Raw genomic sequence first — 20,313 nt, 5'->3', positions numbered from 1 at the left:
TCATTAAAATTGATAGATATGAGATTTACCTTTGCCGTTGCTTTATTATTTTGCGTTACTCATCACCTTTTTGCGCAAAAAAAGGTGCCTTTTGAAGTTCAGGGAAACCGCGGTGCAAGAGGCTTAATGCCTGAAAACACCATTCCGGGTATGATAAAAGCATTGGAAGTTGGTGCAACTACGCTAAAGATGGAAGTGGTAATATCAAAAGATAAACAAGTAGTGGTTTCTCAGGAACCGTATTTCAATCACGTTATTAGCATAGCGCCAACGGGTGAAGAAATTACCTTAAAGAACGAAAAGAAGTTCAATATCTATCAAATGAACTATCAGGAAGTTAAACAGTTTGATGTAGGTTCTAAGCCTAATCCGAGGTTTCCACAACAAGAAAAATTTAGAGTAGAAAAACCTTTGTTAAGTGATTTGATTGATAAAGTGGAGTTCTTTGTGGCCAAGAAAAAGAAAACAAAGCCACATTATAACATCGAAACTAAGTTGATCCGTAAAGGCGATGGCGAATTTCAGCCCAGTCCCGAAGAATATGTCGAGCTGATAATGGCCGTGATTAAAGCCAAGAAGTTAGAAAAAAGAGTAACAATTCATTCTTTTGATATCCGAAGTCTACAATATTTGCATCAGAAATATCCTGAAATACCTACTTCTTTGGGTATCGATGAAAAAGAAGATTTCGAAAATAATATTAAAGCGTTAGGTTTTACGCCAACTATTTATAGTCCTTACATGCCGCTAGTAGGTAAGGGTTTGGTAGATAAATGCCACGCTGCGGGCATCAAAATTATACCTTGGACGGTAAACACGGTGAAGGATATCATTTACCTTAAAAACTTGGGTGTTGACGGTATCGTTACGGATTATCCCAATTTAATGGCAGAGGTCAAATAAAGCTGACTGCCATTCGAATTTACGAGGAATCCATGTCGACTAGATTCCTCGACACTGTCAGATAACAGCGTATTCCTAAATCTTTTCAGCTTTATAGCCAATTCTCGATAAAGATTGTACCAATTCCGCCTCGTCAATATTTTCTCCTTCAACGGTTAATATCTTCTGAGGATTTGCGGTATCTACCGACCAGTTCTTTACGCTCTCTTGTTCGTTAAGTATCGGTGTTACTTTGGCGACACATGCGCCACAGTTTATTGTTGTTTTAAATTTTAATGTATCCATTTGTTAAGTAAAGTTTAAAGTGAAAATTATAATGATTATTAATTTAAAATGATAGCCTTGCTAGCTTAAGATATTTTAGTGAGAGTTTGAACCAGGGAAATGGGCTATTTGCTAGCGATAGCCTCTCAAATCTCCGTTCTGCCAATTTCGGTCTTCTATTTTTCGGGTCGCACCGATAAGCCAATGCACTTCCTTTGAAAGAAAAATAGGCAACCTAGAGTTTTTGCTACTTTTTGCGGTCAAAAAGTAGGAGCCCAGCGGCGATTAGCTAAGAAAGCGATATAAATGTGAAATACACAAAGTTATCGCTTAGTCCAAATTCAAGCTGGCGCTATTCCAAGCTTACCATTAACCATTAATCATTAACAAGTTAAGTCCCATATTTCAACCTCAAGCTATTGCTCACTACGCTAACCGAGCTTAGCGCCATCGCAGCGCCAGCCCACATCGGATCAAGCAGAAATCCGTTAATTGGATAAAGTAAACCAGCTGCTATGGGAATACCAATTACATTATAAACGAAAGCCCAAAATAAGTTTTGCTTTATTGTACTCACCGTTTTTTTTGATAACGCTATAGCCTCAGGAATTTTCAATAAATCTGATGAAATGATCGTCATCTTAGCGACATCTATAGCAATGTCGCTCCCTTTTCCCATAGCAATGCCCACATCCGCTTGTGCTAAAGCGGCGCTGTCGTTAATGCCATCACCTACCATCGCTACCACTTTATTTTGTAGCTGTAAACTTTGTATAAATGCGGCTTTGTCAGCAGGTAATACATTCGCTTTATAATTGCTAATTCCTATTTCATCAGCCACAGCTTTGGCAGTTTGTTCGTTATCGCCAGTTAGCATGTAAACAGCAATGTTGCTTTTTTGAAGTTCATGGATCGCTTTTTTGCTACTCACCTTAATCTGATCTGCAATGGCGATTGCCGCCAATAACGAAGTGCTGCTGCAAAATAATACTACAGTTTGAGCGGCTTCAAGTTGTTCGTTAATCCAGCTTTTTGCAGTTTCATTGAACTCTATATGGTTTTCCTTAGCCAGCAGTTCATTGCCAATGATAAAAGTTTCGTTATCATATGTGCCTTTTATGCCCTGTCCGCTGATATTCTCAATGTCAATGCCTTGTATAAATTGCACATTTGGAGCTAAAAATTCGGTAATGGCATCTGCCAATGGATGCTCCGACGACTTCTCAATGCTATAGAGAATATTTGTTAACTGCTGGTTTTGAGCAACAAACCACTCCAAGCCTTTAACTTTAGGCTTGCCTTCGGTAATGGTGCCGGTTTTGTCCAATACAACTGCATTAATTTTTTTAGCTAGCTCCAAGCTTTCCGCATCTTTAATAAGAATCCCTTTTTCCGCACCCTTTCCCACGCCAACCATAATTGCGGTAGGCGTTGCCAACCCCAAAGCACAGGGACAAGCGATAACCAATACGGTAACAAATGCCACAATGCCTTGACTTAATCCGTTCTCTCCGCCTAAAATTACCCAAAGCAGCAAGCTTAAAACTGCAATGCCCATCACAATAGGTACAAAAACTGCGGCTATCTTGTCCACTAATTTCTGCACCGGAGCTTTACTTCCCTGGGCGTTTTCTACCATTTTTATAATTTGAGCTAACAGGGTATCGCTCCCAACTTTTTGGGCCTTAAACTGTAAGCTTCCCTTTTGATTAATGGTGCCTGCAAATACATCGGAGCCTTCCGTTTTAGGAATAGGAATCGGTTCTCCGCTAATTATACTTTCATCGACATAGGAACTGCCGCTGACTACCGAGCCATCAACGGCGATGCGTTCGCCAGGTTTTACTAAAAGCGTGTCGCCCACTTTTACGTTTTGAATAGGCACTTGCTTTTGGTGGCCATCTGAATGCACCAAAGTAACATCTTTGGGCTGCAAACCAATCAATTTTTTTATGGCTGATGAGGTGTTATCTTTAGCCTTTTCTTCCAAAAGCTTTCCTAAAAGGATAAAAGCGATTACAATTCCAGCCGCTTCAAAATAAACATGCGAATGAATTCCCAATCGATGCATGGTATCTGGAAAAAGCGTAATCAGTGCGCTGTAAATGTATGCTGTTCCTGTACTTATAGCAACCAAGGTGTCCATGTTCGCAGAGCGATGTTTGGCCTGTTTCCAAGCGCCAACAAAAAAACGTTTACCAAAAATGAAAACCAACGGCGTAGCCAATGCCCACATGATATAGTTGGCAAATGGCATCTCCATAAAGAACATTCCTATAATGAATAAGGGTAGCGCTATAATTGTAGCGCTAGCGGTGCTTTTTCTTAAAGTTTCATACTGCTCATTTTTTATTTCCTCAACAGTAGATTTTGCCTTTTCGTTGATCAGCAAATCGTAACCTGAAGCTTGTACCGCTTGCTTCAAAGTTTCAGAGCTAACCAAACTTGGAATGTATTCTACTTTTGCGGACGTATTGGCATAGTTAACCTCAGCGTTGATCACTCCAGCTTGGTGATTTAAAATGGCTTCAGTATTAGCGGCACAAGAGGCACAAGAAAGATTCACTACTGGAAATATCTGTTTTACCGTTGGTACATCGTAGCCTAAGCTTCGTATCTGTTTTACTGCAGCCTGTATCGCATCTTCAGGTAATTTTTTTGCGCTAATTACCGCCCTAGTGTTATTCAATTCAACCTTGTGATTTTCAATTTCCACAACTTCGTTCAATCCTTTATCCACAATGAGTGCGCAATGTTCGCTATCAACATCTATTAAGGGAATATATATAGGTTGTTCTATTTTCATTTTGATTTTTTGATCATACAAAGTTAGCTCCCGGTACCCTTATTGTTTTACATCATTCTTTCAATTGTTTATATGTTTTCTTTAAAGATGATGAAACCTTAACATAAAAATAACACTATACCAATTTGGTATTTGGTTCATAATGTTTAGATTTGTGCTTATAGTGTTATAACCATGAGTCAAGAAGTATTAGAAATTTCAGTAATGGTTGATGAGCAATTCGACGTCAAGTTTAACTTGCCTGATAATGTTTTTGGTCTAATCTTAAGCATTTTTGAGGATTAGTCGATATAGCTGATCGCATTCGTTCGCAGGCCTTGAGTTGTCTGTATGTTATGCTAGTGTCTAAATTTTCTTGCAATTCATCATTTACTCATTTCATCATTTCATCATTTACTCATTTACTCCTTCACTCATTTACTCCTTCACTCATTTACTCCTTAACTCCTTCTATCATTCACTCATTCAAAACTTAATCATTAAATAATCGTCGTATATTTGCGGCAATGAGCAGAAAAAGAAAAAATACTGAGCCAATTAGAATTTCAGGCTTAAGTATTATAGACATTGCCGAGGAAGGCAAAGGCGTGGGCAAGGCCGATGAATTGGTGGTGTTTGTGGATAAAGCCGTGCCTGGCGATGTGGTAGATGTACGTGTAGTAAAAAAGAAAAAGAATTTTGCTGAGGCAGTAATTGAAACATTGCATACCCCGTCTGAGTTAAGACAGCAGCCATTTTGTATCCATTTTGGAACGTGCGGTGGCTGCAAATGGCAGCACATGCAGTACAGTGCACAGCTTACCTACAAACAAAAAAGTGTAGAATCTGCATTGCAGCGTTTAGGTAAAATCGATACCACTGGCATTGAGCCAATTTTGGGTTCGGCACAAAATCAGTATTATCGTAATAAATTAGAATTTACATTTTCGAACAAGCGCTGGCTCGACAATTTAGATATGGCCGATGATGCCGAAGGAAGGCAAATGAATGCACTTGGTTTTCATGTTCCAGGCAGGTTCGATAAAATTTTAGGGATTGAGCATTGCTATTTACAAGCTGATCCAAGTAACCAAATTCGATTAAAGGTTCGTGATTATGCCTTGGAAAATCAATTTAGTTTTTATGACTTGCGTAACCACGAAGGTGAACTGCGTAATTTGATTATCCGTACCTCAAGTACTGGCGAAATTATGGTCGGTGTTGTTTTTGCCTATGCTGCTCAGGAAAAAATCGACGGATTAATGGCGTATTTGAAAACTGTATTTCCGAACATTACTTCCTTGCAATACATCATTAACCACAAAAAAAACGATACTATTTTTGATCAAGAAGTGATAACCTACGCTGGTAGAGATCACATTTTTGAAGAGATGCCATTAGGAAACGGCAAAACCGTTAAATACAAAATCGGCATTAAATCTTTTTATCAAACCAACTCTGAGCAAGCTTATGAATTGTATCGCATTACAAAAGAGTTTGCTGATTTAAAAGGTGATGAGCTGGTGTATGATTTGTATACCGGGGCGGGAACAATTGCCAACTTTGTGGCACACAGCGCTAAGCAAGTGGTTGGTGTGGAGTATGTCCCTTCCGCTATTGAAGATGCGAAATTCAACTCTCAACTGAACGGGATTGAAAATACCATTTTTTACGCAGGCGATATGAAAGACATCCTTACCAAAGAATTCATTGCCTCACATGGGAAACCTGATGTGGTAATTACCGATCCGCCAAGGGCAGGCATGCATCCTGATGTAGTGGAGCGTTTATTGGAGATGGAGGCTGAAAAAATTGTTTACGTTAGTTGTAATGCCGCCACTCAGGCAAGAGACTTGGCCATGTTAAATGAAAAATATGAGGTAACTCGCATCAAACCAGTAGACATGTTCCCTCATACGCAGCATGTAGAAAACGTAGTGTTACTAAAATTGAAATAAGTGAATAGACTTTGTTTGTTGATCTTGATCGCAATTGCAACTATCAGTTGCCGTAACAAAAGTGTTAGCGAGGTTTCAGTAACGGCTAAAACTTTTGTAGTTGATGCAAATAAGCACACCGTTGACACGCTTATAATCAATAACAATGACACTGCTTTTGTAGTCAAAAACAAAGTGAGCGACAAAGACAAGGGGACAGAGAGTGAAGTGTATGAAATTCATGTCATGTTCAGCAATAAAAAATGGCCAGTACTTCACTTTAAAAATGCAATCGGTGCTGATTTATATGTAGTTGAAGATTTGGACGGCGATGATGAACCTGAACTATTACTTCGCCCTGAATGGTTCAATAGCTGCTGGTCCAGCATTAATCTGTTTAGCTTAAAAGAAGGCGGCTGGCATTTGGTGAAATCTGGCGGAATGTATTTTTGTGCTGATCAGCATCCTTTACCGGCTCGAATTGAAAAACAAAACGAAAAATATTATTTGATAACAGATACGATAATTAACGAAAAGTTTGTTGTTGATGGCAAAGAAATTGAGTTTTAGATATGGAATCAGAAGAATTATTAGGAGGTGCTAACCTTAATGGGGGTGAGCAAAAGCAAGAGAAAAAACAAAGTCCGCTGGTAAGCTTGGAGAAAGACTTAGCATTCTATGCAGAATCAATTAAAGAAGTTGCTGTAGAAATAATGGTGGAAGGAATATCTGCTACACCAATTTTTGTGGCACACCAGCACGAGGTAAAGCTAGGGGAAATGATCCTAAATAGAGAAGAGCTTAATACCAATTGGACTATTCAAGCGTCCACGTTGGAAGAATTTGTGGAGAAAGGAATCATTAAGCCTGAAAAAAAGGAGCATTTTGTTAAAAACTACAAAAAGCCAGAGGAATACATGTGTGTGTTTGTAATTGTTCCAGAGGGCGCTAACTTTATTTTTTATCCTTATCCTAAAAAATAAAAAAGGCCAATACTGCATCCGTAGTATTGGCACTTGGTATTAACTAAAACTAAACTCTTTCTTTTTTTTAATTCACGTGGGTAACGTCTCCACTTTTGGAGTTCGATACTTTCTTTAATGCTGCGCTACCTTTGTAAGTTATATCACTTCCGCCGGTTGCGTTGGCCGTTAATCCTTTCATTACATAAAGATGTGCATCTGCTCCGCCGCTCGTATTCGCTTGTGCATAGTTCACTTTAAAATCATAAGCGTCTAAATCGCTGCCGCCACTAGCATTTAGCATCATGTTTTCTGCTGATCCTTTTAGTGACATATCTGCTCCGCCACTAATGCTGATGGTTACATCTTTACAAGTGAGGTTCAAGTTCATATCCGAACCGCCGCTAGCTTGTAAAACAATATTTGCAGCTTTAATTGGTCCTTGTGTTTCTACATCGCTGCCACCACTTGCCGAAATCGCCGTTAAGTTCTTGAAGCTCACATATGCTTCAATTTTTCTGCCCTTAAACATTTTCGACCAGCTAATTCCTTGTTTATATTTAATGTAAATACTGCCATTCTTTTGTTCAACCACCACATCTTTCATCACATCTTCATCTCCTTTAATTACCACACTTTCTTTTCCGCTTTGGGTTAAGTAAAGATCGATGCCGCTACTTACGCCAATTCCGCTGAAGCTGTCTACAGTCACGGTTTTACTTGATTGCGCAAACAAAGGCGTGTATACTAAATTTAATATCGGAAAAAGGATGATGGCCAGAAATTTGCCAATTGTCGAGATTTGTTTCATTTGATCAATATTTACTCATTAGACGTCGCAATGTGGGCAAACGTTGCATCTCAACTAAAAAAAAATCGCTGTTTGATATTGAGCCTTAAAATCGTTCTTTTGTAAACTTAAAATCTTACTACGATGCCCCAAAATCAAGTACTTATTTTAGATCAGAAGCAAATCCAACAAAAAATCAATAGAATCGCCTATCAGATATTAGAGGATAATATCGAGGAGAAAGAATTGGTTATTGCAGGGATTTGGGATAGAGGCTATAAATTGGCAGTTAGATTAGAACAAACATTAAAAGAAATTTCTGAATTTAAAATCACCTTGTTGCGAATAGATTTAGAAAAACAAAGTAGTAAACTAGTAGCAAAAACGGATTTACCGGAAAGCAACTGGAAAAACAAGGTGATCATCTTAGTAGATGATGTGCTTAACAGCGGAAAAACATTGGCCTATGGTTTAGGTGTTTTTCTTAACACTCCGCATAAAAAAATCAGGACGGTTGTTTTGGTAGATAGAAGCCATAAGATTTTCCCAATCGCTACCGATTTCGTCGGCCTGGAGTTGGCTACCGTATTGAAGGAGCATGTAGATGTAATTATGGATGTGGAAGGTGAAGAAGATAGGGTATATTTGAGCTAAACCCTACCTTTTCCGTTTTCTATTTACTACGTACTTTTCTATTGCTTCCTTTGTAGTAAGCCAGTTTTTACCTTCTTTGTAAGCATCTATTTTGCCCTGCCTTGCCAGTAAACTGATGTATTCTTGCCCGTAAGGAAAATTTGGCTCAGCAACAATGGTCGAGATTGGCTCATAATCATCGTAACTATTACCCGGCATAGCGTTGATATACATGTTTAGCGAACGCTCTGTGGCCTGTAGCATGATCAAGCATAACTTTTGATAATTTCCGTTGTTGGCTTGGTTGAGTGCATCGTAATATTTTTTTCTGTCATTTTTGAGGATAATAGCTGGAGGGAAGCCGTTTCTCATCAACAACAAATTCATCGCCAAACGAACAGTGCGCCCATTGCCATCAAAGAACGGGTGAATCCATACTAACTTGTGGTGAAAAAGTGTAGCTAAAGTTAAATCATCAAGGCCCAATGGGTTTTGGTTGATGAAATCTACTAACTCATCAAATAAATGTGGAACTTTTTTGGCACTAGGTGGCGTGAAATTAGCGCCAACAATACGTACGCCACCGTTTCGCAAGCGGCCAGCATATTCATCTTCAATATTTTTTAATACAAAGCCATGTAAATTTAAAATATCAATGCTCCTCAAAGTATAGTCAGGATTTATCAAGCCGTAAAGGTAGGCGATAGCCTTTTCATGATTTACCACCTCAAAATGCTCTCTTAAAGATTTTCCCCCTACGGTAATGCCTTCTTCTAGAATGAGTTGAGTTTCCCTGATATTAAGCGTATTTCCTTCTATACTATTAGAGTTGTATGTCCACTCTAGGCTGAGCTGCTCTTTGATTTTGTACAATACAGCATTGGGCAATGGCCTTGATTGGCTGATCATCGCTTTTTTCTCGTATAGCCTATCTATCTGTGGCTGTAGCTCTGCTAAATTTTCAAGATCAAAATCCCACATTTCTTTAATATCGTTAACAAAAATAATTATTATACCCGATATTAGTAACTTTCTTTCAAATTTTTTAACTTCTTCTGCGTACCTTTGTTATACATTGGTATTATGAGCTACAATTTAAACGTTACTATTGATAAATCATCGGGCTTTTGTTTTGGCGTTGTTTACGCCATTGATATGGCCGAGGATATTCTGGATCAAGAAGAATATTTGTATTGCTTAGGCGATATTGTACATAACGATGAAGAAGTAGAACGGCTAAAAGCAAAAGGTTTACGCATCATTGATCATGATCAATTAAAAGAACTTTCCAATGAAAAAGTACTAATTAGAGCGCATGGCGAAGCACCTTCCACTTACGAGCTAGCGCTGAACAATAATTTAACTTTAATTGACGCTTCATGTCCGGTGGTGTTAAAGCTGCAAAACCGCATTAAAAACTCACATGACGACGGCGAGCAGATCCTTATTTTTGGTAAACATGGCCATGCCGAAGTAATTGGATTGCAAGGTCAAACGGATGGTAAGGCTAAAGTATTTATGGACATTGCTGAGCTCGATAATGTAGAACTTCCGAATAAATTTACGTTATACAGTCAAACTACCAAAAGTGTAGATAAGTTCTATCAAATTAAAGAAGAACTGATCAACAGAGGTTATGAGGTAAAAGCTAACGATACCATTTGCAGACAAGTATCTAACAGATATGAAGAGTTGGAAAAATTCGTAAGTGATTTTGATAGGATTGTGTTCGTTTCTGGTAAAAAATCATCAAACGGGAAAGTGCTTTACGATGTTTGCAAAAAATACAACGATAATTCCTATTTCATTTCTAATGTAGAGGAACTTGATCAAAGCTGGTTCCAACCTAATGATAAAGTGGGTATTTGTGGAGCTACCTCTACGCCAATGTGGCTAATGGAGCAAGTGAAAACAGCGTTGGAACATTTATAATAGCCCCATTGTTCTGCGACTGTAAACTGTAAACTGACTCTGGTTCTGTCTGCTTTCTGTCTAAAATCTAAAATCGTACTTCTAAAACGGTAAATCGGCGTATATTTGCGGCAAATAAGAAATTAATGGCTAAGAAAGGTATATTGCTAGTCAATCTGGGCACGCCAGATAGTCCTGAGGTTAAAGATGTAAGAAAATATCTTGATCAATTTTTGATGGACGAACGGGTGATAGATATCCCTAAATTAAATAGAACCCTATTGGTAAAAGGCATTATCGTGCCGTTCCGTAGTCCAAAAACTTCCAAACTCTATAAAGAAATTTGGAACGAAAATGGATCGCCATTACTTTATTATAGCGAACTGCAGGCTAAAATGTTGCAAGAAAAACTTGGCAACGAGTATCAAGTGGAGTTGGCTATGCGTTACCAAAATCCATCCATAGAGCAAGCATTAGATAAGCTTAAAAAAGGCTTGGTAAATAGCATCAAAGTAATTCCATTATTTCCGCAATATGCTTCCGCAAGTACAGGCTCGGTTCTCCAGTTAGTAATGGAGTTATTGAGCAAATGGCCAACTATTCCGCCAGTTTCTTTTGTTAACTCTTTTCATGATAACGAATTGATGCTGGAGATTTTTGCTGATAATGCAAAAAAACACGGTGTTGAAAATTACGATCACGTGCTTTTCAGTTTCCATGGTTTGCCGCAAAGGCAAATGACCAAATCTGATCATACCGGAAAATATTGCTTAAAAGTTAACAACTGTTGCGATAACTATAACGATGCTAATAAATTTTGCTATTCGGCACAGTGTCATCATACGGCTAAGCTCTTAGCTCAAAAACTGGGTTTGGCAAGAGAAAATTATTCGGTATGCTACCAATCTCGTTTAGGTAAAGAACCTTGGATACAGCCTTATACCACAGATGTGCTTAAAAAACTAGCTGAAGAAGGTAAAAAACGCTTGTTAGTATTCAGCCCGGCTTTTGTGGCTGATTGCTTAGAAACCCTTTACGAAATTACAGTTGAATATAACGAGGAGTTTAAAGAACTTGGTGGCGAGCATGTACAGTTAGTGGAAAGTTTAAATGACGACCCTAGATTTATTGAGGCGTTAGTAGAAATGTCGAAATAATAATGGACGATAAACATTTAGAAAAACTAGAATACCTTACCAGCAGAACAGCCGATAAATACGACGCTTTTCTCTACGATTGCGATGGCACTTTGGCTGATAATATGTTGGCGCACAAATTAGCCTACGAAGAAGTGGCGGCACGTTATGGTGTTGCTTTAGACCATGAAATGGTAGATGAATTTGCGGGAGTGCCAACTGCTTTATTTGCTAAGGAGATTACAAAGAGATACGGTGTTGATTTGCCCGATAGTTTTGCTGCCGAAAAATCACAAATATTTATTGATAAGTATATTGAACAAACGCAGCCTATTTCTTACGTTGCCGAACACTTGAAAAATCATGTAGGTAAAGTCAAAATTGCTGTGGTTTCGGGAGGCAGTAGAAAAACAGTGACAAAAACGCTAACTGTGTTGGGATTAATAGATTTGATTGATGTGATGGTTTGCGCTGGAGAAACTGAAAAAGGTAAACCAGCACCGGACCCTTTCTTAGCCGCCGCAGAAGCTTTAGGCGTTAATCCCAAAAAATGTATTGTTTTTGAAGATGCAGCACTTGGTGTGCAAGGAGCCATTGCTGCTGGCATGGATTGGGTGAGGGTGGATAAAATCTAAGCCAGTATCTTAGCAATAATCATCTCAGTAGCTCCTTTTTTATTGGCAACATACGCTCCAGCAATTTTACCGGATTCGCTTTGCTTAAAAAGTTCAAAGGCAGCAGTCAATTCATTCGCATTAGCTATGCTTTGCGCAGCACCTAGTTGGATCAGGTCTTTTGCTTCCTGAAATTTTTGATAATTCGGCCCAAAGATAACTGGCAATGAAAAAGCGGCTGCTTCCAACGTGTTGTGTATTCCTGCGCCAAATCCTCCGCCAATATAAGCTACTTTTCCATATTGATATAGGGAAGATAGCATGCCAATATTGTCAATTATCAATGTTTTAGGTTGTTTATTTGTACTAGACATTTCTAATGTCGAAAACTTTACGCTTTCGGGGAAAAGACGTTCTATTTCAGCAATATGCGAAGGATGTACTTCATGTGGCGCTATTACCAACTTCCATTCGGGATTTTCAGCGGCCAGTTCTACTAATATTTTTTCATCTGCAGGCCAGGTGCTGCCCGCTATAAGTACAGGTTGATGTTCACAAAATGCAGCTATTGTAGGAAGCTGCTTGGGCGCTTGAGCATTCTCGTACACCCTGTCAAATCGGGTATCACCGCTTATATCAACATTGGTTAATGAAATGGTTTTCAGCAATTGGGCACTCTCTTCGTTTTGCACAAAAAAATGGCTCACAGATTTTAAAACCTTGCGGTAAAATCCACCGTACCACTTAAAAAAAACTTGGGTTGGCCTAAAAATACCTGAAACTATGTATAACGGAATTTGCTTAGATGATAGTGCCTTAAAATAATTTGGCCAAAACTCATATTTAGTAAAAATGGCCATTTTAGGATGCACCAAGTCGAGAAATTTTTTTGCATTGGCGGGCGTGTCAAGAGGGAGGTAGAAGATTCCATCGGCCAAAGCAAAGTTTTTCCTAATCTCGTAACCAGAAGGGGAGAAAAAAGTAATAACGATTTTTTCTTCGGGAGATAATTGTTTGATTTTCTCTAAAATAGGTCGGCCTTGTTCAAACTCCCCTAAGCTTGCAAAGTGAAACCAAATCGGTTGGCTATGAGCATCAACTTTTGATGAAATGAGCTCAAAAATACCGTTCCTACCTTTTACAAACAGCTTAGCCTTCGCATTAAATAGAGCTACTAATCTGATTAATAGGCCATAAATTAATATACTAATATTGTAAAGCCAATGCATTTTGCTTGATAATTTATTATCTTCGCTCGAAGATAGATATTAATGTTAAAAACACGCTAAAAATATATGAAGATAGCAGTAATTGGCACGGGTTACGTAGGTTTGGTAACTGGAACTTGCTTGGCAGAAACCGGAAATAACGTAATTTGTGTAGATATAGTTGAGGAGAAAGTGAACAAAATGAAGGCAGGGCAATTGCCTATTTATGAGCCTGGTCTTGACGTACTTTTTCACCGTAACATCGCACAGGGCCGTTTGTCATTTACTACTAACTTAGCTGAGGGTATAAAAGAAGCACAGATTATTTTTATGGCACTTCCTACTCCTCCAGGTGGTGACGGCGCAGCAGATCTTTCGTATATCCTTGGCGCTGCTAAAGATATCTCTAAACTCATCACCGAATACAAGGTGATTGTAAACAAATCAACTGTGCCAGTAGGTACTGCTGATAAAGTTGCGGCAGTTTTCAAAGAACACACTAGCGTAGAAGTAGATGTGGTTTCTAACCCTGAATTTTTACGTGAAGGCGTTGCGGTTGATGACTTCATGAAGCCTGATCGCGTAGTGATTGGCACTAGAAGTGAAAAAGCAATGAAGCTAATGGGCGAATTGTATGCACCTTACGTGCGCCAAGGTAATCCAATTTATTTTATGGATGAGCGTTCTTCGGAATTAACTAAATATGCTGCAAATTCTTTCTTGGCAACAAAAATCACTTTTATGAACGAGATCGCTAATTTGTGCGAAATCGTAGGTGCCGATGTAGATATGGTGCGTAAAGGAATTGGCTCAGATGATAGGATAGGTAAAAGATTTTTATTTCCAGGCATTGGTTATGGTGGTAGCTGTTTTCCTAAAGATGTACAAGCATTAGAGAAAGCTGCAGTTGAGCATGATTACGATTTTAAGATTCTAAAGTCGGTAATGGAAGTGAACGAAAAACAAAAGACAGTACTAACCGATAAGGTTTTAAAATACTACAAAGGCGATATCAAAGGCAAAAAATTTGCGCTTTGGGGATTAGCATTTAAACCTGAAACCGATGACATTAGAGAAGCACCAGCTTTATACATCATCAAGGATTTAATTGAAGCTGGAGCTGAAGTTGTGGCATTTGATCCAGAGGCGATTGAAAATGTAAGAGTGTTACTTGGTGATAAAATTAAATATGCAAGCGATCAATATGAAGCTTTGGAAGGTGCGGACGCCTTGTTGATCGCAACGGAGTGGTCGGTGTTCCGTAATCCTGATTTCGAGAAAATGGAGGAAGTGCTGAAGAATAAAGTAGTGTTTGACGGCCGTAACCTCTTCGATCTGCAAAAGATGGTCGATTTAGGGTATTATTATAACAGTATTGGCCGTAAAATTATTAGCTAAATGGAGCGTAAGAGAGTTTTAATTACAGGAGCCGCCGGATTTTTGGGCTCACACCTGTGCGATAGATTTATTAAAGAAGATTGCCATGTAATTGGCATGGATAACCTAATTACAGGTGATTTAGCTAATATCGAACATCTATTTAAGCTCGAGAACTTTGAGTTTTATAATCATGATGTTTCTAAGTTTGTGCATGTTCCGGGTAAATTAGATTACATTTTACACTTTGCATCGCCAGCCAGCCCTATCGATTATTTAAAGATTCCTATTCAGACCTTAAAAGTAGGCTCTTTAGGTACGCATAATTTGCTGGGTTTAGCAAAAGCTAAAGGAGCGAGGATGCTAATTGCTTCCACCTCGGAAGTATATGGTGATCCTAATGTGAATCCTCAGCCTGAAGAATATTGGGGCAACGTAAATCCGGTTGGTCCTCGTGGGGTGTATGATGAAGCAAAACGTTTTCAAGAAGCAATTACGATGGCTTATCACACTTTTCATGGAGTTGAAACACGAATTGTGCGTATATTTAACACCTATGGTCCGCGTATGCGACTGAATGACGGAAGAGTATTGCCGGCATTTATTGGTCAAGCTTTACGAGGAGAAGATCTGACGGTTTTTGGTGATGGTAGCCAAACGCGATCGTTTTGCTATGTAGATGATTTGATAGAGGGAATTTATCGCTTATTGCACTCAGAATATGCGTCGCCAGTTAACATCGGTAATCCGGACGAAATTACCATTAAACAGTTTTGTGAAGAGATTATTAAACTAACAGGTACTGATCAAAAAATCGTTTATAAACCGCTACCTCAAGATGATCCTAAGCAACGCAGGCCTGATATCACTAAAGCTAAAGAGTTGTTGAAGTGGGAGCCTAAAGTAAATAGGGCAGAGGGTTTAAAGATTACTTACGACTATTTTAGGTCGTTGTCGCCAGAAGCATTGGCTAAAATAGAGCATAAAGATTTCACTACGTACAATAAATAAATGTCAAAAATATTAGTTACCGGAGGAACTGGATATATCGGTTCGCATACCGTGGTAGAGCTTCACGAGGCTGGCTACGAAGTAATTATCGTGGACAACCTTTCCAATTCTAATATCAAAATATTAGATCAGTTGGAGCAAATTACCGGCAAAAGGCATGAGTTTGTGGAGTTAGATTTACAGGATAGCTCTGCCGTAGATTTGTTTGCTGAAAAAAACCAGGATATCTCAGGAATTATCCATTTTGCTGCTTACAAAGCGGTTGGAGAATCAGTGGAGCAACCCCTGAAATATTACAGGAACAACTTCTATAGTTTGATCAACCTGTTAACTGCGTACCCTAAAACGAACTTTGTTTTTTCATCATCCTGTACGGTTTACGGACAACCAGATCAGCTGCCAGTAACAGAAGACAGTCCAGTAAAAAAAGCAGAATCTCCGTATGGTAATACTAAACAAATAGCGGAAGAAATATTGGTAGAAACTGCTAAGGCAACCTCAGGCTTAAATGTAATCGCCTTGCGTTATTTTAATCCGGTAGGGGCACATCATACTGCATTAATTGGAGAGCTGCCAAACGGTGTTCCACAAAATTTAGTGCCATTTATTACGCAGTCAGCTATTGGTAAACGAGGACCAATTCAAGTTTTTGGAGACGATTATGATACTGCTGATGGTTCAGCAATACGTGATTACATTCATGTAGTTGATTTGGCAAAAGCTCATGTTGCGGCAATCAAAAGACTAGAGGAAGGTAAGGTTGATGGTTATGATGTATTTAATCTTGGTACTGGAAAAGGTTCATCTGTATTAGAGATTATCAATGCTTTTGAAGAATCTACGGGCGAAAAATTGAATTATAAAATTGCGCCACGAAGAGAAGGCGATATCGAAAAAATTTATGGCGACGTAACTAAATCTAAAAATGTTTTGGGATGGCAAACGGAGCTTGATTTAAATGAAATGATGCGTTCGGCTTGGGAGTGGGAAAAATATATAAAAGATAATCCATTTTAATGAAGCTTAGTGAGCATAAGGACTTAAAGAAAGAGATTTTAGCACTGCCGGTAAAGGAAAAAGATAAGTTACTTTTACGCTTGGTTGCTAAGGATAAAGTGCTCACCGAACATTTACATTTTTTATTATTGGAAGATGAAAGCAACCTTAGGGATAGGGTTGCTTTTATTAAAAATGAGATCAGCGAAACCTTAACAGAGCTAAACGCCACTCCTAAAACTAGCGCTAAAGATGCCATGTTGGTGTTGAGGAAGCTGACTAAGCAAATCAATCATTTTTACAAAGTAACTAAAGCCGATGTAGAAGAGCTGGAATTGAAGTTGATGCTCTTTAAAATGTCGCCCATGACGTTTAGGTATAAAGTATATTCCTTAACCAAAAATCACGAGCAGTTGTTGGCTAATTATGTTGTGAAATCCCTGCAAGTGTTACTACGTAAATTTGAAAAGCTGCATGAGGATTTGCAATTCGATTTGAGAGAAGAAATGAACCAAGCTCTTTCGAAAATCTACGATAGCTATATTTCGAAAACCGCATTGAGCTTAGGATTGCCTAAGCAGGTAGGCTGATTTGTTGAATAATTTAACTTTTACTTTTTAACTTCACTTTGTGTTTGGATTATTTAAAAGCCGTACTAAAAAGCCTAGCATTGATTTTTCGTCAATAAGAACAGATATGCACTCTCATATCATTCCGGGAATTGACGATGGTGCGCCAAATGTGGAAGCTTCCCTTGCAATGGCGAGAAAATATGTGGAGTTAGGATTTAAGAAGGTAATTGCTACTCCGCATGTAATGGCTGATTATTATCGGAATACTCCAGATAGCATTCGAGCTGGTTTGGCTGTTTTGGAAGAAGCGTTGCATCAACATCAAATTGATTTAAAAGTTGAAGCGGCAGCAGAGTATTATCTCGATGAAACTTTTATCAATAAGCTCGAAAAGAAACAAGTTTTAGGTTTTGGCGATCATTACCTTTTGTTTGAACTCTCGTACATCAATCAGCCCCCTAACTTACTTGATGTGCTTTTTAGAATTCAAGATGCTGGTTTTTATCCCGTATTGGCCCATCCTGAACGATATCCATATTATCACGGTAGTATAGAAAACTATTTGCAAATAAAGGAGTATGGCTGTTTTCTACAACTTAACACAATCTCTTTAACAGGTTATTATGGTAAAGGAGTGAAAAGTGCCGCGGAAAGTTTAGTGGATCATCACTGTGTTTCATTTTTAGGGAGTGATATGCACCATATGCGCCACGCAAGAGCGCTAAATGATAGCTTGCTTACCAGTAGGGTAGAAAAGTTGATCAATCAAGGTCAATTAAACAACCTGTTGCTATAACTGCTACAAAATAACATGTGCCAATCTAAGGTTAGTCAGCTGAAACGCCCAAGTGGCTTATTCGTAGCGTAAAGCTTCTACCGGATCTAATTTTGATGCTTTTTGCGCAGGATAATAACCCGCAAGGATGCCCACGGTAATACATAGCGCTAAGCCCAACATAATAAACAACCAGGGGATAATGAACCCTCCTCCCATAAACATGGAAACAATGTTGCCTATGGCAATACCAAGTAAGATTCCGAGGATGCCTCCGAGCAAGCAAATAACTATTGCTTCAATCAAAAATTGCTTTCTAATTACCGAGGGATTAGCTCCTATGGCTTTCCTTATGCCAATTTCGCGGGTACGCTCAGTTACTGATACCAACATGATGTTCATTAAAGCGATAGAAGCGCCAAGAAGCGTAATAATGCCAATTGCCATGCCGCCAATAGTAACTACTTCTAAGTTTTTAATCAAAGTTTGGGCAACAGCATCGCTTTTGGTGATTTCAAAATTATCGCCTTGTCCAATTTTTAATTTTCGGATGGCTCTGAAAGTTGAGGTTGATTCTCCAATAACGTTGTCAACCAAATCGGCGCTAGGTACCATTACCGTAATAGTGTAGGAAGGGTTACTGTTGGCGTTAATCACTTTAGCTTTAAACAGAGGGACATAAACCGCCCTGTCAATACTGGCGCCCATGCTTGAGCCTTTAGCTGCAAGTACGCCAATTACCCTTAATCTGTTATTGCCGGCAGTGATGATTTTATCCAGTGCAACGTTATCTTTAAACAAGGTTTTTGCAATTTCAGAGCCAATTACGCAAATATTTGGTCCGTTAAGCGATTCAGCTTCGTTAAAACTACGGCCTTGCGCTAGTTCTAAACCTTGTGCAGCCAATCCGTTTTCATCTATGCCTCTAATATTAATGTTAGGGTTAGTTTTTTCTTGCTCATATTTTACCGTAGCGCCGTTACTCGCAAATACACTGATAGAAACTCCGCCGGGAGTGTTGGATCTTTCTTTGAATTTCAACGCATCTTCATATCTAATTGGCTTGTAACTTTTCGGTCGTTCACCTGATCCACCAATCCGGATGCCAGTTCCCCTATTTCTAATGGTAAAAGAATTGGCGCCCATGCTTGAGAAAGCATCGGTCATTTTCCTTTCAATAGCTTTAATGGTAGTTAATATGCCTACTAGCGCAGATATACCTATAGCAATAATCAACGCAGTTAAAAAAGTACGCAAACGGTTACTTTTAATGGATTGCATTGCTAATCGTACGTTTTCCGTGTAGGTCATACCTAGATATAATAATTGCTTGCTTTGCTAATATAGTAATAAAAGCGTGGCTTATGGTTAAATAAAAAGTCTCGCTGTTAAGACAACGAGACTTCTTTAAATGTTACAAAGTATTTTGTTTTATTGCTGTTACAGCTAAGGCTAATTACACCGAGAAACTAGTGCCGCACCCGCATGTGCTAGCTGCATTTGGATTATTAAAAGTAAATCCTCTAGAATTTAGGCCATCTTGCCAGTCAATTTGCATGCCCAATAGATACATTTGATGAGCTTTGTGCATAAACACCTTAATGCCATCAATCACAAATTCCTGATCACCTTCTTTTTTCTGGTCGAAGCCCAAAACGTAGTTCATTCCTGAACACCCGCCGCCTTCTACACCAACGCGTAATCCAAAATCATCTGCAATTTCCTGTTGGTCTTTAAGCTTTGTAAGCTCTTTCACTGCGCCTTCTGTAAAGGATACTGGTGCAAAACTTGTTTCAACTGTGCTACTCATCTTATTTAAAATTATGACAAACAAATATAAATATTTATGTACATTTTTGCCTGTAGTTAGGGCTAATATTACGGTGCATAAACAAAACTAAAATGGATTTAAGTAAATATTTTCTTTACGCTTCAAGTTTGACTACCGCTGGCGTGATCGTCGCAATTGTAGTGTATTATATGTTTGGTAAGCAATTACAAACGGTTAAACAAAGTGATAGTGAAAGGCCAATGCTCGATGATAACACTCCTCTGCTGCAACTTCGCCTTCAGGCGCATGAGCGTATGATCATTTTCGTAGACAGAATTAATCCCGCTAATTTGTTGCTACGCTTGCACCAGCAAGGAATTGAAATTGGCGCACTGCAGTTAATGGCTGTTAACGAAATTAAAACAGAGTTTCAGCATAACATTACGCAACAATTGTATTTAGAAGCTGCTACTTGGAATGTAATCAGGAAATTAAAAGATGATACGATTGCTATGGTAAATAATGCGGTTAAAAACTTGCCAACGGATGCTTCTGGAGTAGAACTGAGTAAAAAAGTGCTGCATTATATGAGCGAAATTGATGAAAATCCATACGAACTGACAATGGGTTTAATTAAACAGGATATACAAAAGCTGTTTTAGCCGATT

The 20,313-nt window shown here is 38.7% G+C and carries 21 protein-coding genes; 14 read left to right on the top strand and 7 right to left on the bottom strand.

The window, feature by feature from the left end; all coding sequences use genetic code 11:
• Positions 1-18: 18 nt before the first annotated feature.
• Positions 19-903, top strand: coding sequence for a glycerophosphodiester phosphodiesterase family protein (locus tag ACY2A0_RS04565; protein ID WP_461788379.1), 885 nt, complete (start codon positions 19-21; stop codon positions 901-903).
• A 75-nt stretch (positions 904-978) separates the two neighbouring features.
• Here the strand turns inward: ACY2A0_RS04565 and ACY2A0_RS04560 are convergent, their stop codons facing one another.
• Both ACY2A0_RS04560 and ACY2A0_RS04555 read right to left on the bottom strand, forming a co-directional pair.
• A complete protein-coding gene (locus tag ACY2A0_RS04560; protein ID WP_461788378.1) occupies positions 979-1,188 on the bottom strand; it encodes a heavy-metal-associated domain-containing protein in 210 nt (69 codons plus the stop codon).
• A gap of 370 nt (positions 1,189-1,558) precedes the next feature.
• Positions 1,559-3,973 (bottom strand): heavy metal translocating P-type ATPase, encoded by a 2,415-nt coding sequence (locus ACY2A0_RS04555; protein WP_461788377.1) that lies wholly within the window; start codon positions 3,971-3,973, stop codon positions 1,559-1,561.
• Between the two features lie 506 nt (positions 3,974-4,479).
• Between ACY2A0_RS04555 and rlmD the strand changes: the two genes are divergently transcribed.
• Genes rlmD through ACY2A0_RS04540 form a run of 3 tightly spaced genes read left to right on the top strand, consistent with a single transcriptional unit; the run spans position 4,480 to position 6,872 of the window.
• The gene (gene rlmD / locus ACY2A0_RS04550) at positions 4,480-5,910 is read left to right on the top strand and encodes a 23S rRNA (uracil(1939)-C(5))-methyltransferase RlmD (protein ID WP_461788375.1); all 1,431 of its coding nucleotides are present in this window, start codon (positions 4,480-4,482) and stop codon (positions 5,908-5,910) included.
• Complete coding sequence (locus ACY2A0_RS04545; RefSeq protein ID WP_461788374.1) at positions 5,911-6,459, top strand: hypothetical protein; 549 nt, start codon at positions 5,911-5,913, stop codon at positions 6,457-6,459.
• Positions 6,460-6,461: 2 nt separating this feature from the next.
• Positions 6,462-6,872, top strand: coding sequence for a hypothetical protein (locus ACY2A0_RS04540; protein WP_461788373.1), 411 nt, complete (start codon positions 6,462-6,464; stop codon positions 6,870-6,872).
• Between the two features lie 67 nt (positions 6,873-6,939).
• On the opposite strand, the gene ACY2A0_RS04535 is transcribed toward ACY2A0_RS04540, so the two are convergent.
• The gene (locus tag ACY2A0_RS04535; RefSeq protein ID WP_461788372.1) at positions 6,940-7,662 is read right to left on the bottom strand and encodes a head GIN domain-containing protein; all 723 of its coding nucleotides are present in this window, start codon (positions 7,660-7,662) and stop codon (positions 6,940-6,942) included.
• A gap of 123 nt (positions 7,663-7,785) precedes the next feature.
• Here ACY2A0_RS04535 and ACY2A0_RS04530 point away from each other — a divergent pair, with 123 nt between their 5' ends.
• Positions 7,786-8,295 (top strand): phosphoribosyltransferase family protein, encoded by a 510-nt coding sequence (locus ACY2A0_RS04530; RefSeq protein WP_461788371.1) that lies wholly within the window; start codon positions 7,786-7,788, stop codon positions 8,293-8,295.
• A gap of 3 nt (positions 8,296-8,298) precedes the next feature.
• Here the strand turns inward: ACY2A0_RS04530 and ACY2A0_RS04525 are convergent, their stop codons facing one another.
• Positions 8,299-9,255, bottom strand: coding sequence for a Fic family protein (locus ACY2A0_RS04525; RefSeq protein WP_461788370.1), 957 nt, complete (start codon positions 9,253-9,255; stop codon positions 8,299-8,301).
• A gap of 102 nt (positions 9,256-9,357) precedes the next feature.
• Between ACY2A0_RS04525 and ACY2A0_RS04520 the strand changes: the two genes are divergently transcribed.
• From ACY2A0_RS04520 to ACY2A0_RS04510, 3 genes are all read left to right on the top strand, one after another.
• Positions 9,358-10,206, top strand: a complete 849-nt coding sequence (locus ACY2A0_RS04520; RefSeq protein ID WP_461788369.1) for a 4-hydroxy-3-methylbut-2-enyl diphosphate reductase — start codon at positions 9,358-9,360, stop codon at positions 10,204-10,206.
• A gap of 125 nt (positions 10,207-10,331) precedes the next feature.
• Positions 10,332-11,342: a ferrochelatase gene (hemH, locus tag ACY2A0_RS04515; RefSeq protein WP_461788368.1), complete on the top strand. Its 1,011-nt coding sequence runs from the start codon at positions 10,332-10,334 to the stop codon at positions 11,340-11,342.
• Between the two features lie 2 nt (positions 11,343-11,344).
• Positions 11,345-11,956 carry an HAD family hydrolase gene (locus ACY2A0_RS04510; protein ID WP_461788367.1) on the top strand — a complete coding sequence of 204 codons (612 nt, stop codon included), beginning with the start codon at positions 11,345-11,347 and terminating at the stop codon, positions 11,954-11,956.
• Here ACY2A0_RS04510 and ACY2A0_RS04505 read toward each other — a convergent pair.
• Positions 11,953-13,164 carry a 3-deoxy-D-manno-octulosonic acid transferase gene (locus ACY2A0_RS04505; protein WP_461788366.1) on the bottom strand — a complete coding sequence of 404 codons (1,212 nt, stop codon included), beginning with the start codon at positions 13,162-13,164 and terminating at the stop codon, positions 11,953-11,955. The two genes, ACY2A0_RS04510 and ACY2A0_RS04505, sit on opposite strands and share 4 nt — an antisense overlap.
• Before the next feature lie 66 nt (positions 13,165-13,230).
• Between ACY2A0_RS04505 and ACY2A0_RS04500 the strand changes: the two genes are divergently transcribed.
• From ACY2A0_RS04500 to ACY2A0_RS04480, 5 genes are read left to right on the top strand one after another with little or no spacing between them, the layout of a single operon-like run.
• The gene (locus tag ACY2A0_RS04500; protein WP_461788365.1) at positions 13,231-14,541 is read left to right on the top strand and encodes a UDP-glucose dehydrogenase family protein; all 1,311 of its coding nucleotides are present in this window, start codon (positions 13,231-13,233) and stop codon (positions 14,539-14,541) included.
• Complete coding sequence (locus ACY2A0_RS04495; protein ID WP_461788364.1) at positions 14,542-15,531, top strand: UDP-glucuronic acid decarboxylase family protein; 990 nt, start codon at positions 14,542-14,544, stop codon at positions 15,529-15,531.
• A complete protein-coding gene (galE, locus tag ACY2A0_RS04490) occupies positions 15,532-16,548 on the top strand; it encodes a UDP-glucose 4-epimerase GalE (protein WP_461788363.1) in 1,017 nt (338 codons plus the stop codon).
• Positions 16,548-17,117 (top strand): hypothetical protein, encoded by a 570-nt coding sequence (locus ACY2A0_RS04485; protein ID WP_461788362.1) that lies wholly within the window; start codon positions 16,548-16,550, stop codon positions 17,115-17,117. The genes galE and ACY2A0_RS04485 overlap by 1 nt, the downstream gene beginning before the upstream one ends.
• A gap of 40 nt (positions 17,118-17,157) precedes the next feature.
• Positions 17,158-17,895, top strand: coding sequence for a tyrosine-protein phosphatase (locus ACY2A0_RS04480; RefSeq protein WP_461791273.1), 738 nt, complete (start codon positions 17,158-17,160; stop codon positions 17,893-17,895).
• A gap of 57 nt (positions 17,896-17,952) precedes the next feature.
• On the opposite strand, the gene ACY2A0_RS04475 is transcribed toward ACY2A0_RS04480, so the two are convergent.
• Both ACY2A0_RS04475 and ACY2A0_RS04470 read right to left on the bottom strand, forming a co-directional pair.
• The gene (locus tag ACY2A0_RS04475; protein WP_461788360.1) at positions 17,953-19,185 is read right to left on the bottom strand and encodes an ABC transporter permease; all 1,233 of its coding nucleotides are present in this window, start codon (positions 19,183-19,185) and stop codon (positions 17,953-17,955) included.
• 145 nt (positions 19,186-19,330) lie between these two features.
• Positions 19,331-19,684 carry a HesB/IscA family protein gene (locus tag ACY2A0_RS04470; protein WP_461788359.1) on the bottom strand — a complete coding sequence of 118 codons (354 nt, stop codon included), beginning with the start codon at positions 19,682-19,684 and terminating at the stop codon, positions 19,331-19,333.
• A 92-nt stretch (positions 19,685-19,776) separates the two neighbouring features.
• Here ACY2A0_RS04470 and ACY2A0_RS04465 point away from each other — a divergent pair, with 92 nt between their 5' ends.
• On the top strand, positions 19,777-20,307 hold the full coding sequence (locus ACY2A0_RS04465) for a DUF7935 family protein (RefSeq protein WP_461788358.1): 531 nt from the start codon (positions 19,777-19,779) through the stop codon (positions 20,305-20,307).
• The last annotated feature ends 6 nt before the right edge of the window (positions 20,308-20,313 follow it).

It is taken from the genome of Pedobacter sp. (assembly GCF_965249885.1).
Classification (GTDB): Bacteria; Bacteroidota; Bacteroidia; order Sphingobacteriales; family Sphingobacteriaceae; genus Pedobacter.
This window is presented reverse-complemented; position numbering and strand designations above follow the sequence as displayed.

Bases quoted from the DNA above. Each gene is read 5' to 3' on its own strand.
- ACY2A0_RS04510 (WP_461788367.1), top strand. From the start codon at position 11,345: ATGGACGATAAACATTTAGAAAAACTAGAATACCTTACCAGCAGAACA.
- ACY2A0_RS04535 (WP_461788372.1), bottom strand. From the start codon at position 7,662: ATGAAACAAATCTCGACAATTGGCAAATTTCTGGCCATCATCCTTTTT.
- ACY2A0_RS04525 (WP_461788370.1), bottom strand. From the start codon at position 9,255: ATGTGGGATTTTGATCTTGAAAATTTAGCAGAGCTACAGCCACAGATA.
- ACY2A0_RS04485 (WP_461788362.1), top strand. From the start codon at position 16,548: ATGAAGCTTAGTGAGCATAAGGACTTAAAGAAAGAGATTTTAGCACTG.
- ACY2A0_RS04505 (WP_461788366.1), bottom strand. From the start codon at position 13,164: ATGCATTGGCTTTACAATATTAGTATATTAATTTATGGCCTATTAATC.
- ACY2A0_RS04475 (WP_461788360.1), bottom strand. From the start codon at position 19,185: ATGACCTACACGGAAAACGTACGATTAGCAATGCAATCCATTAAAAGT.
- ACY2A0_RS04530 (WP_461788371.1), top strand. From the start codon at position 7,786: ATGCCCCAAAATCAAGTACTTATTTTAGATCAGAAGCAAATCCAACAA.
- galE (WP_461788363.1), top strand. From the start codon at position 15,532: ATGTCAAAAATATTAGTTACCGGAGGAACTGGATATATCGGTTCGCAT.
- rlmD (WP_461788375.1), top strand. From the start codon at position 4,480: ATGAGCAGAAAAAGAAAAAATACTGAGCCAATTAGAATTTCAGGCTTA.
- ACY2A0_RS04565 (WP_461788379.1), top strand. From the start codon at position 19: ATGAGATTTACCTTTGCCGTTGCTTTATTATTTTGCGTTACTCATCAC.
- ACY2A0_RS04465 (WP_461788358.1), top strand. From the start codon at position 19,777: ATGGATTTAAGTAAATATTTTCTTTACGCTTCAAGTTTGACTACCGCT.
- ACY2A0_RS04520 (WP_461788369.1), top strand. From the start codon at position 9,358: ATGAGCTACAATTTAAACGTTACTATTGATAAATCATCGGGCTTTTGT.
- ACY2A0_RS04500 (WP_461788365.1), top strand. From the start codon at position 13,231: ATGAAGATAGCAGTAATTGGCACGGGTTACGTAGGTTTGGTAACTGGA.
- ACY2A0_RS04470 (WP_461788359.1), bottom strand. From the start codon at position 19,684: ATGAGTAGCACAGTTGAAACAAGTTTTGCACCAGTATCCTTTACAGAA.
- hemH (WP_461788368.1), top strand. From the start codon at position 10,332: ATGGCTAAGAAAGGTATATTGCTAGTCAATCTGGGCACGCCAGATAGT.
- ACY2A0_RS04540 (WP_461788373.1), top strand. From the start codon at position 6,462: ATGGAATCAGAAGAATTATTAGGAGGTGCTAACCTTAATGGGGGTGAG.
- ACY2A0_RS04495 (WP_461788364.1), top strand. From the start codon at position 14,542: ATGGAGCGTAAGAGAGTTTTAATTACAGGAGCCGCCGGATTTTTGGGC.
- ACY2A0_RS04560 (WP_461788378.1), bottom strand. From the start codon at position 1,188: ATGGATACATTAAAATTTAAAACAACAATAAACTGTGGCGCATGTGTC.
- ACY2A0_RS04555 (WP_461788377.1), bottom strand. From the start codon at position 3,973: ATGAAAATAGAACAACCTATATATATTCCCTTAATAGATGTTGATAGC.